This window comes from Pseudomonas fluorescens, from assembly GCF_018614775.1.
GTDB classification, from domain to species: domain Bacteria; phylum Pseudomonadota; class Gammaproteobacteria; order Pseudomonadales; family Pseudomonadaceae; genus Aquipseudomonas; species Aquipseudomonas fluorescens_BY.
Map to the genome: position 1 here is coordinate 19,176 of NZ_JAGGOF010000033.1, position 14,599 is coordinate 33,774.

13 protein-coding genes are annotated in these 14,599 nt (G+C 62.3%); 10 read left to right on the forward strand and 3 right to left on the reverse strand.

Annotation, left to right across the window (positions count from 1 at the left end; translation table 11 throughout):
- The first annotated feature begins 3 nt into the window (after positions 1-3).
- From ispG to J7E36_RS09535, 8 genes are all read left to right on the forward strand, one after another.
- Complete coding sequence (gene ispG, locus J7E36_RS09500) at positions 4-1,113, forward strand: flavodoxin-dependent (E)-4-hydroxy-3-methylbut-2-enyl-diphosphate synthase (RefSeq protein ID WP_060543112.1); 1,110 nt, start codon at positions 4-6, stop codon at positions 1,111-1,113.
- A gap of 22 nt (positions 1,114-1,135) precedes the next feature.
- The gene (gene hisS, locus J7E36_RS09505) at positions 1,136-2,425 is read left to right on the forward strand and encodes a histidine--tRNA ligase (protein WP_215002168.1); all 1,290 of its coding nucleotides are present in this window, start codon (positions 1,136-1,138) and stop codon (positions 2,423-2,425) included.
- Positions 2,426-2,465: 40 nt separating this feature from the next.
- The gene (locus J7E36_RS09510; protein ID WP_215002170.1) at positions 2,466-3,107 is read left to right on the forward strand and encodes a YfgM family protein; all 642 of its coding nucleotides are present in this window, start codon (positions 2,466-2,468) and stop codon (positions 3,105-3,107) included.
- Complete coding sequence (gene bamB, locus J7E36_RS09515) at positions 3,100-4,251, forward strand: outer membrane protein assembly factor BamB (RefSeq protein ID WP_215002172.1); 1,152 nt, start codon at positions 3,100-3,102, stop codon at positions 4,249-4,251. The genes J7E36_RS09510 and bamB overlap by 8 nt, the downstream gene beginning before the upstream one ends.
- Before the next feature lie 124 nt (positions 4,252-4,375).
- Positions 4,376-5,848, forward strand: coding sequence for a ribosome biogenesis GTPase Der (gene der, locus J7E36_RS09520; protein ID WP_215002174.1), 1,473 nt, complete (start codon positions 4,376-4,378; stop codon positions 5,846-5,848).
- A gap of 236 nt (positions 5,849-6,084) precedes the next feature.
- Complete coding sequence (locus J7E36_RS09525) at positions 6,085-7,233, forward strand: pyridoxal phosphate-dependent aminotransferase (protein WP_215002176.1); 1,149 nt, start codon at positions 6,085-6,087, stop codon at positions 7,231-7,233.
- Complete coding sequence (locus J7E36_RS09530) at positions 7,221-8,012, forward strand: amidohydrolase (protein WP_215002178.1); 792 nt, start codon at positions 7,221-7,223, stop codon at positions 8,010-8,012. The genes J7E36_RS09525 and J7E36_RS09530 overlap by 13 nt, the downstream gene beginning before the upstream one ends.
- A gap of 68 nt (positions 8,013-8,080) precedes the next feature.
- Positions 8,081-8,497, forward strand: coding sequence for a hypothetical protein (locus J7E36_RS09535; protein WP_215002180.1), 417 nt, complete (start codon positions 8,081-8,083; stop codon positions 8,495-8,497).
- Positions 8,498-8,649: 152 nt separating this feature from the next.
- On the opposite strand, the gene leuA is transcribed toward J7E36_RS09535, so the two are convergent.
- The 3 genes from leuA to xseA all read right to left on the reverse strand — a co-directional run bounded on the left by leuA (position 8,650) and on the right by xseA (position 12,892).
- Positions 8,650-10,329: a 2-isopropylmalate synthase gene (leuA, locus tag J7E36_RS09540; protein ID WP_215002182.1), complete on the reverse strand. Its 1,680-nt coding sequence runs from the start codon at positions 10,327-10,329 to the stop codon at positions 8,650-8,652.
- A gap of 358 nt (positions 10,330-10,687) precedes the next feature.
- Positions 10,688-11,509 (reverse strand): peptidoglycan DD-metalloendopeptidase family protein, encoded by an 822-nt coding sequence (locus tag J7E36_RS09545; protein WP_215002184.1) that lies wholly within the window; start codon positions 11,507-11,509, stop codon positions 10,688-10,690.
- Between the two features lie 3 nt (positions 11,510-11,512).
- Complete coding sequence (gene xseA, locus J7E36_RS09550) at positions 11,513-12,892, reverse strand: exodeoxyribonuclease VII large subunit (protein ID WP_215002225.1); 1,380 nt, start codon at positions 12,890-12,892, stop codon at positions 11,513-11,515.
- A 244-nt stretch (positions 12,893-13,136) separates the two neighbouring features.
- Between xseA and J7E36_RS09555 the strand changes: the two genes are divergently transcribed.
- Positions 13,137-13,904, forward strand: coding sequence for a sulfite exporter TauE/SafE family protein (locus J7E36_RS09555; protein ID WP_215002186.1), 768 nt, complete (start codon positions 13,137-13,139; stop codon positions 13,902-13,904).
- A gap of 69 nt (positions 13,905-13,973) precedes the next feature.
- Positions 13,974-14,522 carry a sugar ABC transporter ATPase gene (locus tag J7E36_RS09560; RefSeq protein ID WP_215002188.1) on the forward strand — a complete coding sequence of 183 codons (549 nt, stop codon included), beginning with the start codon at positions 13,974-13,976 and terminating at the stop codon, positions 14,520-14,522.
- Positions 14,523-14,599 lie beyond the last annotated feature (77 nt).

Below are 14,599 nucleotides of genomic sequence, written 5' to 3' on the forward strand. Positions count from 1 at the left end.
GTCATGCACGGCGAATCTCCTATCAAGCGTCGCGAATCCCGAAAGATCTGGGTCGGCAACGTGCCCGTGGGCGGCGATGCGCCTATCGCTGTGCAGAGCATGACCAACAGCGACACCAATGACGTGGCCGCCACGGTCGCGCAGATCAACCGCCTGGAAGCCGCCGGTGTCGACATCGTGCGGATTTCCGTGCCGGACATGGACGCCGCCGAGGCGTTCGGCAAGATCAAGCAGTTGGTCAAGGTGCCGTTGGTGGCCGACATCCACTTCGACTACCGGATCGCCCTGCGCGTGGCCGAGTTGGGCGTGGATTGCCTGCGCATCAACCCGGGCAACATCGGTCGCGAAGACCGCGTGCGCGCGGTGGTGGACGCCGCTCGCGACCGGGGTATTCCGATCCGTATCGGTGTGAACGCCGGTTCCCTGGAAAAAGACCTGCAAAAGAAATACGGCGAACCGACCCCGGCAGCGCTGGTGGAGTCGGCCCTGCGCCACGTCGAGCACCTCGAACGCCTGAATTTCCAGGACTTCAAGGTCAGTGTGAAGGCTTCCGACGTGTTCATGGCCGTCGAAGCCTACCGCCTGCTGGCCAAGGAAATCGTCCAGCCGCTGCACCTGGGCATCACCGAAGCGGGCGGCTTGCGTTCGGGCACGGTGAAATCCGCCGTCGGCCTCGGTATGCTGCTCGCCGAAGGGATTGGCGATACCATCCGCATCTCGTTGGCGGCGGACCCGGTCGAGGAAGTGAAAGTCGGCTACGACATCCTCAAGTCCCTGCACCTGCGGTCCCGTGGGATCAACTTCATCGCCTGCCCGAGTTGCTCGCGGCAGAACTTCGATGTGGTCAAGACCATGAACGAACTGGAAGGGCGCCTTGAAGACCTGCTGGTGCCGCTGGATGTCGCGGTGATTGGTTGCGTGGTCAACGGGCCCGGCGAAGCCAAAGAGGCCCATATCGGTCTCACCGGCGGTACGCCGAACCTGATTTACATCGACGGCAAGCCGTCGCAGAAACTGACGAATGACAATCTGGTGGATGAGCTGGAACGGCTGATCCGCGAGAAAGCGGCCGAAAAGGTCGAAGCCGACGCAGCGGTCATCGCACGCGGCTGATCGAACGAATTAAGGAAATTTTGTGAGCAAGTCTCTGCAAGCCATTCGTGGCATGAACGACATCCTGCCCGAGCAGACGCCCCTGTGGCGCTACTTCGAAGGCACCGTGGCGCGTCTGCTGGATAACTACGGTTACCGGCAGATACGCATGCCGATCGTCGAGTTCACCGAGCTGTTCAAGCGCTCCATCGGTGAAGTGACCGACATCGTTGAGAAAGAGATGTACACCTTCGACGACCGCAACGGTGATTCGCTGACCCTGCGCCCCGAAGGCACGGCAGCGTGCGTGCGTGCGGTGCTCGAGCACGGCATCACCGGCGGCGGCCAGGTGCAGAAACTCTGGTACATCGGCCCGATGTTCCGTCACGAGCGCCCGCAGAAAGGCCGTTATCGCCAGTTCCACCAGATCGGCTGCGAAGTGTTCAACCTCGACGGCCCGGACATCGACGTTGAACTGATCGTGCTGACCTGGCGCCTGTGGGGCGAGCTGGGCATCCGTGACGCGGTCAAGCTTGAGCTCAACAGCCTCGGCACCGCCGAAGCCCGTGCTCGCTACCGTGACGCGCTGGTGGAATTCCTCTCGGCCCGTCTCGAACACCTGGACGAAGACAGCCAGCGCCGGCTCAAGACCAATCCGCTGCGCGTGCTGGACACCAAGAACCCGGACACCCAGGCCGTACTGGTGGACGCGCCGAAGCTAGCCGACTACCTGGACGAAGAATCCCGCGTGCACTTCGAAGGGCTCAAGGCCCGCCTGGACGCCGCCGGCATTCCCTACGTGATCAACCCGAAGCTGGTCCGCGGCCTGGACTACTACAGCAAGACCGTATTCGAATGGGTCACCGACAAGCTCGGCGCCCAGGGCACCGTGTGTGCCGGCGGCCGTTACGACGGGCTGGTGGAGCAGATGGGCGGCAAGCCGACCCCGGGCGTGGGCTTTGCCATGGGCATCGAGCGCCTGGTGCTGATGCTTGAGGCCCTGGACAAGGTGCCTGAAGAGCTGGCCCGTCAGGTCGACGTCTACCTCTGCGCGTTCGGCGAAGCGGCAGAACTGGCGGCATTGACATTGAGCGAGCGGGTCCGCGACCAGTTGCCCAACCTGCGCCTGCAGATCAATGCCGGTGCCGGCAGCTTCAAGAGTCAGTTCAAGAAGGCCGACAAGAGCGGTGCACTGTACGCACTGATCCTCGGTGACGACGAACTGGCCCAACAAGTGGTAGGTTTCAAACCCCTGCGTGGCCAGGGCGAACAACAAAGTATTGCCTGGGATGCGCTTGCTGCACACCTGGCCACCTGCGTCGTGCAGGGTTGAAGCTGTCAAACAGCCGATTTAGCGATTAAGGAGTATTGGGGTGTCGAGTACCGAAGATGAACAGCTGGCGGATTTGAAGGACTGGTGGACGCGCAATGGCAAGCCGCTGGTCACTGGCGGCCTGTTGGCGCTGGTCATCGTGTTCGGCTGGCAGGCCTACCAGAAATACCAGAGCAACCAGTCGCAAGGCGCCTCGATGCTCTATCAGCAATTGCTGGAAACCACCCTGACCCCGGATGGCAAGCCTGACGCTGCCCGCGTGGCCGACCTGGCCGGCAAGCTCAACAGCGAGTTCGGCGGCAGCGCCTACGCGCAGTACGGTCGTCTGTTCGTGGCCAAGGTGGCCGTGGACAGCGGCAAGCTGGACGACGCGGCCACCGAGCTCAAGGCTATTGTCGACAAACCGGCCAACCCGACCCTGGGCGAAGTGGCGCGTCAGCGCCTGGCGCAGGTGCTGGCGGCGCAGAACAAGACCGAAGACGCCTTGAAGCTGCTCGACGGCGATGCCGACAAGGCCTTCCTGGCAACCCGCGAAGAGCTCAAGGGCGACCTGCTGGTACAGCTGGGCCGTGCCGATGAGGCCAATGCGGCCTACCAAAAAGCCAAGGCTGCGCTGTCGGATGAAGCCGCAGTCGGTGGCCTGCAAATCAAGCTGGACGACCTGGCCAAAGGGGATGCGTGACGTGATCCGTTGGAAACATGCAGCATTGCTGGCCCTGGCCATTCTGGCCGCGGGTTGCAGCAGCAACAGCAAGAAAGAACTGCCTCCGGCGGAGCTGACCGACTTCAAAGAAGAAGTCGTGCTGCAGAAGCAATGGAGCCGTTCCATCGGCGATGGCCAGGGCGAAACCTACAACATGCTGGTGCCGGCCATTGATGGCGACACCATCTATGCAGGTGACGTCACCGGTGAAGTGGTCGCGATGGACCGCATGAACGGCGACGTGAAATGGAAGAAAGATCTCGAACTGCCGGTGTCCGGCGCCGTTGGCGTGGGTTACGGGCTGGTGATGATCGGCACGCTCAAGGGCGAGATCGTCGCGCTTGACGCGAGCAGCGGTGAAGAGAAATGGCGCGCCCGCGTGACCAGTGAAGTGCTCGCACCACCGGCCACCAATGGTGATGTGGTCGTGGTCCAGACCCAGGATGACCGTCTGATCGGTCTGGACGCCGCCACCGGCAACCAGCGCTGGTTGTACGACAGTACCCCGGCGGTCCTGACCCTGCGTGGCACCAGCGCGCCAATCGTTACCAACCGCCTCGCGGTGGCTGGCTTGTCGACCGGTAAAGTGGTTGCCCTGGACATCTCCAACGGCGTGCCGGTGTGGGAGCAACGTGTTGCCGTTCCGCAAGGTCGTTCGGAACTGGAACGCGTGGTCGACATCGACGGCGGCTTGCTGCTGTCCGGCGGTACCTTGTACGTCGCCAGCTACCAGGGCCGTGTAGCGGCACTGGACCTGGAAAGCGGTCGTCCGCTGTGGCAGCGGGATGCGTCCAGCTACGCCGGTGTCGCCCAGGGTTTTGGCAGCGTCTACGTGAGCCTGTCCTCGGGCACGGTTGAAGGCGTCGACGAGCGTTCCACCACTGCGTTGTGGAGCAACGACTCCCTGGCCCGCCGTCAACTGTCGGCCCCGGAAGTGTTCTCCAGCTACGTTGCAGTGGGTGACCTGGAAGGTTACCTGCACCTGCTCAGCCAGGTAGACGGCCGTTTCGTCGGCCGTGAGCGCATCGACAGCGACGGCTTGCGTGCCCGTCCGCTGGTGGTGGGCAACATGATTTATGTGTATGGCAACAGCGGCAAGTTGGAAGCCCTGACCATCAAGTAAGACTATGCTTGGGGCTAGACCCCAAGCGGCCTGTCTTCTGTGGCAACACAGGACAGTCTCCGAGCACCAGCCGCTGCCTCGCAGCGGCTTTTGTATTTTCTGAAATAACGAAGTGGAGAGCCGCATGGTTCCCGTAATCGCCCTGGTGGGCCGACCGAACGTCGGCAAGTCCACCTTGTTCAACCGCCTGACCAGGACTCGTGACGCCATCGTCGGCGACTTGTCCGGTCTGACCCGTGATCGCCAATACGGTGAGGCCAAGTGGCAAGGGCGTACCTATATTCTGGTCGACACCGGCGGCATCTCCGGTGATGAGCACGGCATGGACGAAAAAATGGCCGAGCAGTCGCTGCTCGCCATCGAAGAAGCCGATGTGGTGCTGTTCCTGGTAGACGCCAAGGCCGGTTTCACCGCCGCCGACCAGATGATCGCCGAGCATTTGCGCAAGCGTAACAAGCGTTCTTACGTGGTTGCCAACAAGGTCGACAACATCGACCCGGAGATGGCCCGCGCCGAATTCGCACCGTTGGGCATGGGCCACGCGATCCCGATCGCCGGCGCCCATGGCCGCGGCATCACCCAGATGCTGGAAATCGCCCTGGCCGATTTCCCGAAAGACGATGAAGACGAGCCGGAAGATGGCGAGGAAGAAATCGTTGCCGAAGGCGAGGAAGCCAAGCGCATTCCTGGCCCGAGCGAGAAAGACGGGATCAAGATCGCTATCATCGGCCGCCCGAACGTGGGCAAGTCGACGCTGGTCAACCGCATGCTCGGCGAAGACCGGGTTATCGTCTATGACCAACCCGGCACCACCCGTGACAGCATCTACATTCCCTTCGAGCGTAACGAAGAGAAGTACACGCTGATCGACACCGCCGGTGTGCGCAAGCGCGGCAAGATCCACGAAGAAGTTGAAAAGTTCTCCGTGGTCAAGACCCTGCAGGCCATCAAGGACGCCAACGTGGTGATCTTCGTGATGGACGCCCGCGAAGGTGTGGTCGACCACGACCTGAACCTGCTGGGCTTCGCCCTGGAAGCCGGGCGCGCCTTGGTCATCGCGATCAACAAGTGGGACGGCATGACGCCGAGCGAACGCGATTTCGTGAAAATCGAGTTGCAGCGTCGGCTGTTCTTCGTCGAATTCGCCGACATCCACTTCATCTCGGCCTTGCACGGCACGGGCGTGGGCAACCTCTACGCGTCGGTACAGAACTCGTTCAAGTCGGCGGTCACCCGCTGGCCGACCAACCGCCTGACCCAGATCCTCGAAGACGCCGTCGGCGAGCACGCGCCACCGATGGTCAACAACCGCCGGATCAAGCTGCGTTACGCTCACTTGGGCGGCGCCAACCCGCCGATCATCGTGATCCACGGTAACCAGATCGAGAAGGTGCCCAAGTCGTACGTCCGTTACCTGGAAAACACCTATCGTCGCGTCCTCAAGCTGGTTGGCACGCCGATCCGCATCGAGTTCAAAGGCGGCGAGAACCCGTACGAAGGCAACAAGAACACGCTCACCGACCGCCAGGTCAACAAGAAGCGTCGCCTGATGTCGCACCACAAGAAGGCTGACAAGAAGCGCCGCGACAAGCGCTGATCCAGAGTCACCGAAGATCCACTGTGGGAGCGAGCTTGCTCGCGATAGCGGTAGTACATCAACATTGATGTGAGCTGATCCACCGCAATCGCGAGCAAGCTCGCTCCCACAGGGTACGGATGTCAGTATGAAAAAAGGGTGCCCGCAGAGGCACCCTTTTTCATGCCCGGCGATTGGGCTATCCTCGATCTTTCCCGCGCCGCGCCAGAGCCGGGTGCAGACGCCGAGACGCCCCGATGATCACCAGCAAGTTGCCGAATGTCGGCATCACTATTTTCACCCAGATGTCCCAGCTTGCCGCCCAGACCGGTGCGCTGAACCTGTCCCAGGGGTTTCCCGATTTCGATGGCCCCCAGGCCCTGCGTGATGCAGTTGGCCGGCACATCGCCCAAGGTCACAATCAGTATTCGCCCATGACCGGCCTACCGGCTTTGCGTCAGCAGATTGCCGCGAAGATCGCCCGCAGCTACGGTGCCAGCGTCGACGCCGACCAGGAAGTCACCGTAACGCCCGGCGCGACCCAGGGCATTTTTTGCGCCATCGCCGCGGTGGTGCACCGCGGTGACGAAGTGATCGTGTTCGACCCGTGCTACGACAGCTACGAACCTGCTGTGGAACTGGCCGGGGGGCGGTGCGTGCATGTGCCACTGGGCCTGGATGACTTTGCCATCGACTTCCAGAAGCTCGGCGAGGCCCTCAGCCCGCGCACGCGCATGATCATCCTCAATACGCCACACAACCCCAGCGGCGCGCTGATCAGCCGCGCCGAACTGGATCAGTTGGCGGCGCTGATTCGCGACCGCGACATCTACCTGGTCAGCGACGAAGTCTATGAACACCTGGTGTTCGACGGCGTGCCCCATGCCAGTGTGCTGGCCCACGAAGAGCTGTACCGGCGGGCCTTTGTGGTCAGTTCGTTCGGCAAGACCTATCACGTCACTGGCTGGAAAACCGGCTATGTGGTGGCGCCGCCGGCCCTGACCGCAGAGCTGCGCAAGGTGCATCAGTACGTCAGTTTCTGCGGCGTGACGCCGTTGCAGTACGCCCTGGCCGACTACATGGCCGAGCACCCGGAACACGTCGATGAGCTGCCGGACTTCTACCAGGCCAAACGCGACCTGTTCTGCGATCTGTTGGGCCCGTCGCGGTTCAACTTCAAGCGCGTGACCGGCACCTATTTCCAACTGGTGGATTACTCCCGGATCCGGCCGGACCTGAGCGACGTCGACATGGCGGTCTGGATGACCCGCGAACACGGCGTGGCAACGATTCCGGTGTCGGTGTTCTACCAGAACCCACCCCAAGGCCAGCGCCTGGTGCGCCTGTGCTTTGCCAAACGCGAGGAGACGCTGCGCGAAGCGGCGGAAAAACTATGCGTGATCTGAGTGCGTTGCCGAACCTCAACATTGCCTTGGTCCAGACCACGCTGGCCTGGCACGATCGCCAGGCCAACCTGGAGCATTTCGAGAGTCTGCTGGAGCAGGTTCGGGGGGTGGACCTGATCATCCTCCCGGAAATGTTTACCACGGGGTTTTCCATGGAATCGCAGACCCTGGCGGAGCCGGAACACGGCCCTACCAGCGTGTGGCTACGCACCCAGGCGTCGCGCCTCGATGCGGTGATCACCGGCAGCCTGATTGTCCAGGCCGCCGACGGCAGCCATCGCAACCGCCTGCTCTGGGTGCGACCGGACGGCGAAGTGCTGCATTACGACAAGCGTCATCTGTTTCGCATGGCGGGGGAGCACAACCACTACACGCCGGGTGAGCGCCAGGTGCTGTTCGAACTCAAGGGTTGGCGGGTTCGGCCGCTGATCTGCTACGACCTGCGCTTTCCGGCCTGGAGCCGTGACGCCGAGGACACCGACCTGCTGCTGTACACCGCCAACTGGCCGGGCGCCCGGCGCCAGCACTGGAATCGGTTACTGCCGGCCCGGGCGATCGAGAACCTGTGCTACGTGGCGGCGGTGAACCGCATTGGCACCGACGGCAAGGGGTTTGCCTACACCGGCGACAGCCAGGTGCTGGATTTCCAGGGTGAAACCTTGCTTAGCGCCGGTGAAGCGGATGGCGTGTTCACGGTGTGCTTGAACGCGGCGGACCTGGCGGCGTATCGCACACGGTTTCCGGCGAACCTGGATGCCGATCGGTTCGAATTCATCTAATTGTCACGATTCAGCCCTTTAGAAACGGCGCCATCTGCCGATAGACGGTCATCCAAGGAGGCATTCCAATGACCACTATCAGTGCAACCAGCGTAAATCCTTACCCGCTCTCGGCCCCAACGGTGCGGATCAAAGGCGCGGCCGAAGACACATCGGTGACCTCGACGGCAGCGACCGACGCCGGCGACAAGAAGGAAAAGTCACTGAAAGTCGATACCAGCGGTGCAAACATCGCCGGTGCACCTACCAGCGGCGGCGTGGACATCATCGAGCAGTTGAAGAAACAGATCGAGCAGACCGAAAAGCTGTTGGCCCAGCAGCAGGCCGAATTGGCCCGCGTGCAGAAGAGCCAGGCCAGCCAGGATCAGAAAGCTCAGCAGGCAATGGCTATCCAGACCCAGATCATGGGCACCCAGGCCGCCTTGCAAACCTTGCGGGCCTCGTTGTTGCAGGCCATGACGGTTGGGGTTGATACCCACGCCTGACATTTTTGTCGTCTGACAAGGCCGCTATCGCCAGTCTTGATCGTTCCCACGCTCCGCGTGGGAATGCAGCCAGGGACGCTCCGCGTCCCACCGAGCCAAACAAAAAGGCCCCGGGGTTCATACCCCAGGGCCTTTTTAGTTGCAGCGGTGGATCAGGCCGCCTTGGCCTCAGGCTGGCTCAGCGAGCGGTTCAGCGCGCTGAACAGCGCCTTGAAGCTGGCCGTGGTGATGTTTTCATCGATGCCCACACCGTGCACCGCACGCTCACCGTTGACCCGCAGTTCGATGTACGCCGCCGCCTTGGCGTTGGTGCCGGCGCCAATGGCGTGTTCGTTGTAGTCCATGATTTCCACGGGGATTGGCAGGCCGGCGACCAAGGCTTCCAGCGCGCCGTTGCCCTTGCCGCGCCAGTGCAGGTTGGTCTCGCCCTGGCCCTTGCTCGCCACTTCCACTTCCACGGCACTGTTGCCGTTCTCTTCCTGCAGGCGATGGCTGACCAGCGCGTACGGGGTGTTGGCTTGCAGGTATTCGCTGTGGAGCAGGGCATGGATCTGCTGGGCGGTCATTTCCAGGCCGAGGCGATCGGTTTCACGCTGCACCACCTGGCTGAACTCGATCTGCATGCGGCGCGGCAGGCTGATGCCGTATTCCTGTTCCAGCAGGTAGGCGATGCCACCCTTGCCAGATTGGCTGTTCACCCGGATCACCGCTTCATAGCTGCGGCCGATATCGGCCGGGTCGATCGGCAGGTACGGCACTTCCCACAAGGTGTCCGGTTTCTGCTGGGCGAAGCCCTTGCGGATGGCGTCCTGGTGCGAGCCGGAAAACGCGGTATGAACCAGGTCGCCCACGTACGGGTGACGCGGGTGCACCGGGATCTGGTTGCACTCTTCGACCACCTTGCGCACGCCGTCGATGTCGGAGAAATCCAGCCCAGGGTTGATGCCCTGGGTGTAGAGGTTCAGCGCGACGGTCACCAGGTCGACGTTACCGGTGCGCTCGCCGTTGCCGAACAGGCAGCCTTCGACACGGTCGGCGCCGGCCATCAGGCCCAGCTCGGTAGCGGCTACGCCCGTGCCACGGTCGTTGTGGGTGTGCAGGCTGATGAGCACGCTGTCACGGCGGGTGATGTTGCGGTGAAACCATTCGATCTGGTCGGCGTAGATGTTCGGGGTGGCGACCTCCACGGTGGCGGGCAGGTTGAGGATCACCTTGTGCTCGGGCGTCGGGTTCCAGACTTCGATCACCGCGTCGCAGACTTCCTTGGCGAACTCCAGTTCAGTGGCGCTGAAAGTCTCTGGCGAGTATTCGAACTGCCATTGGGTTTCCGGTTGCTGCGCCGCGTATTTGACGAACAGCTTTGCCGCGTTCACCGCGATTTCCTTCACGCCTTCCTTGTCCTGGTTGAACACGATGCGGCGGAACGACGGGCAGGTGGCGTTGTACAGATGGACGATGGCTTTTTTCGCGCCGCGCAGGGATTCGAACGTGCGGGCGATCAGGTCTTCACGGGCCTGGGTCAGCACCTGGATGGTGGTGTCGTCCGGGATATGGCCTTCTTCAATGAGGGTGCGCACAAAGTCGAAGTCGGTCTGCGAGGCCGCCGGGAACGACGCTTCGATTTCCTTCACGCCCACGGCCACCAGGGTTTTCCAGAAGCGCAGCTTCTTGACCGCGTCCATCGGCTCGATCAGCGACTGGTTGCCGTCACGCAGGTCGGAGCTGCACCAGATCGGCGCGGCGGTAATGGTCTTCGATGGCCAGGTGCGGTCCGGCAGGTTGATGGTCGGGAACGCGCGGTACTTGGAAGACGGGTCTTTGAGCATGCTCATCGGGGAATCCTTGTTGTCGTGGCCGGGAAAAGGCGGCCTGCCGGTGGTACGAATGGGGTGGCTTCACAGCCGGGACGAGGCGCCGCGATTCAGCCCGGCAGTCGTGCGCTGACGAGGCACAGGCTGCGGTGCTGGCGAAGCTGAATGAGGGTGTGAGAGGTTTTCATGCCCTCAACCCTAACCGCGTGAAGGGAGGATCGCAAGCAGTCGGAAAAAATTGAGAGAAGTTCTGCTTTTGGGGTGAATTTCGATTTTTAATCGCGCGCTATCATGGAATTTGTAGTTTTATTGTGCCGATGTTTATAGCTCGGCAATTTCTGCTGAGAGGGCGATGAGGCCAGTAGGCCCGCCACAAAACTCAGGGTTGGAATTCCCCGATAAAAATCGCCGGGTCCACCCGCGCATCATTCAAGCTGACGTTCCAATGCATGTGCGGCCCGGTCGCCCGGCCGGTGGAGCCGACCTTGCCCACCACTGCGCCTCGGGCCAGTTGCTGGCCGACCTTCACATCGATCTGCGACATATGGCAGAACATGCTGATGAAACCCTGGCCATGGTCGACGAACACGGTGTTGCCGTTGAAGAAGAAGTTGCCGGTGAGGATCACCTTGCCGGCGGCCGGCGTCTTGATCGGTGTGCCGGCGGGCACGGCGAAATCGAGACCGGCGTGGGGGTTGCGTTCTTCGCCGTTGAAAAAGCGGCGCACGCCGAACTTGCTCGACAGCGGTCCATTGACCGGTTTGTCCAACAGCAGGTTACTGGGTATGTTCGGGCTGAAGCTGCGATAGGCCTTCAGTTGCACGGCCAGTTCGGCGTCAATGCGTTTGAGGTCCGCCGGGTTCGGGTTGACCTGGCGTTTATTCGTCAGGGTGATGTGCTGCTCGGGGTACTTTTTATAGCCAACCACGAACGGCTGGGTGCTGCCGCCACTGCTGATCTGCTGGGTACCGGGTTGCACCGTCAACGGGATGCCGACAATCGCCAGCCAGTTGTCCTGTTCCTTGACCACCAGCACTGGCTTGCCTTGATAGCTGGCTTTCGGCGCCTGGGTCGCGCTGCCCAGGTCCACCACGGCCACGCCGCCGGGCACCGGTTTGTTCAGCAGGCGGGTGATGTAGCTGTCGGCGTGGGCGTTGAAGGTCAGGCATAGCAAAAACAGGGGTGCTAGAAGTCGCGGCATGAATCAGTCCAATAGAGAAAGGGTGACCGGCGTCAGGTGATTGTCTTCGACCCGCACCAGCAGTTCGCCTTCGCCGAGGCGGGCGGTCAGGCGCTGGCCGGTCCGGGTTTGGTCGGCGCTGCGGATTGCATGGCCGTGTTCGTTGAGCAGGATGCTGTAACCCCGGCCCAAAGTCGCCAACGGGCTGACGATGTGCAGCGTCTGCATCTGGTTGTGCAATTGCACCCGGCGCGCTTTCAAGCCTTCGCGCATGGCCCGTGGCAGGCGTTCGGCCAGGCCGTCCAGGCGATGGCGCAACAAGGCCAGGTGCCGGCCCGGGTGTTGCCCGGCCAGGCGGGTTTCCAGGCGGATCAAGCGTTCGCGGCGGGTATTGAGGCTGCGCTCGAATGCACGACGCAGGCGCATGTCCAGGTCGTCGAGGCGCTGGGCTTGCTGGCGCAGGCGTTCACCAGGGTGACGCAAGCGCCGGGTGAGGCCTTCGAGGCGCAGTTGATCGCGCATCAGGCGGTCGCGCATGCGCATCACCAGTCGGCGATGCAGGCTTTCGACCCGGCGCACCAGCTCGCCCGCATCCGGCGCCAGCAGTTCGGCGGCGGCGGAGGGCGTAGGGGCGCGCACGTCGGCGACGAAATCGCTGATGGAGACATCGGTTTCATGGCCGACAGCGCTGACGATCGGCGTCACGCAGGCGTCCACCGCCCGGGCCACGGCCTCCTCGTTGAAGCACCACAAGTCTTCCAGCGAACCGCCGCCCCGGGCCAGGATCAGCGCATCGAAGCCCCGGGCGTCCGCCAGTTTCAGGGCGCGAACGATCTGCGCGGTGGCTTCGCGGCCCTGCACCGCCGTCGGGATCAGCGTCAGGGAAATCTGCGGCGCACGACGGCGGAAGACACTGATGATGTCGCGGATCACCGCACCGGTGGGCGAGCTGATGATGCCGATGCGTTGCGGATGGGCCGGCAGCGGCACTTTGCGCTCGGCGCTGAACAGGCCTTCGGCGCTGAGCTTTTCCTTCAGGGCATCGAAGGCCAGGCGCAGGGCACCGTCACCGGCCGGCTCGACGGTGTCGAGGATCAGTTGGTAGTCACCACGGCCCTCGAACAGCGAGACCTTGCCGCGCACCTTGACCGCCAGCCCGTCTTTCAAGGCCTGGCGCACCCGCGCGGCGTTCTGCCGGAACAGCGCGCAGCGCACCTGGGCGCCGCTGTCCTTGAGGGTGAAGTACACATGGCCGGAGGCGGGGCGGGCGAGGTTGGAGATTTCGCCCTCGACCCAGATGTTGCTGAACACATCCTCAAGCAACACCCGCGCACGGCCGTTGAGCTGGCTGACAGTGAGGACTTCGCGGTCCAGGCCCAGTCGGGCAAAGGGATCTTTAATCATGAGCGGCATGATAAGGGCATTTGTGGCTCAATCTCCATGAGCGCAGAGAATTAGACCCAGTCGCCTTCATCGCGAGCAGGCTCGCTCCCACAGGGATTCATGTTGTATACGGTATCTGTGCCAAATGAAGATCTCCTGTGGGAGCGAGCCCGCTCGCGATAGCGCCGGTGCAGGTAGCACTAATGCTGGATAAGCCATCCACCTCTGGCTAAAGTCGCCCCTCCGCCATCAAGGAAGTTGCGCAATGGATCCTCTGTCGTGGTTAGGCCAATGGGCGTTTGCACCCGTGGAGTGGCTGGTGATCGGCCTGGCCATCGCCCTGGCGTATATCGTGTTCGGCATCGCCGGGTTCGGCACCGCGCTGGTGGCGGCGCCGATTTTGTTGCTGTTCATGCCGCTGTCGAAGATCGTGCCGTTGCTGGTGCTGCTGGATTTCGTCGCGGCGTTCGGCAATCTGTTGCCGTCGCGTCGGGACGTGTCCCGGCCCGAGCTGCTGCGCTTGCTGCCGTGCATGGCACTGGGCTGCACCCTGGGAGTGATTTTCCTGCTCAACCTCAAATCCGACCTGTTATTGCTGTTGATGGGCCTGTTCATCAGCAGCTACGCGATCTACAGCTTGTTGATCAAGACCCGGCCAAGACAACTGTCGGCGCTGTGGTCGGTCCCGATGGGCATCGTCGGCGGGCTGTTCGGTGCGCTGTTTGGCAGTGGTGGCTTTCTCTATGCCATCTACCTCAACAGCCGCCTGCCCAAGGATCCGGCCCGCGCCACTCAAAGCGCGCTGATCAGCTGCAGCACCGTGGTGCGCTTGAGCCTGTTTGTCATCGCGGGCGTGTATGCCGAGCTACCCTTGTTGGTACTGGCGCTATGTCTGTTGCCGGCCATGGCGTTGGGGCTATGGGTGGGACGTCGCCTGACCATGAAAATGTCGCGCGAGGCGTTCGTGCGTCTGGTGACCTGGCTGGTGCTTGCCAGCGGCATTGCCTTGATCGGACGCTACCTGAGTGCTTGACCTGGCCTGACCAGGGATTAAGCTGCCGGCCTTTAATTGCACCTGTAAAAAGAACCCCCAGGCGTTGCCATGAACTCCCAAAGCATCATCGTTCCGAAAATCTCCACCTTGCCAGTCCACGAACCCCGGGCCCGGGCGATCGTGCGCTGGCTGGTGCGCAAGAATATCGTCGAGGAGCAACTGACCACCTGTGGCCGCACCGGCAATCGCATGGCCCATGCCATCGCCCCCGGTGCTCGCAATGTGGTGCTGCACCCCGGCGCCTTGCCGTTCGGCGAATCGATCAATGGCCTGGAGATCATCACCAAGCGCTGTATCTATACGCCGGCCAGGGGCTTTCTCGAAGAAGCCGGCTGCGCCGAATGTCGCAAGGAAATCGGCGAGGCGCTGTTCGAAAGCCTCGAAGACTGGATGCCCGAGCGCACCGACAACTTCACCTGCCCCGAGTGTGGGCACGAAGATGACATCAACGGTTTCCTGTTCTTGCAGCCGTGTGGTTTTTCGAACCTGGGGTTCATCTTCAACAACTGGCTGGAGGCTGGGTTCAAGCAGGACTTTCTCGATGAATTCGCCGACTGGCTGGATCAGCCGGTGAGTTGGGTGAAGGTGGAGTTGTAGTAGCGCCAGAGTAGCCCTTGTGGGAGCGAGCCTGCTCGCGATGAGGGCAGCACCTTCGACATCTATGCAAGCTGATC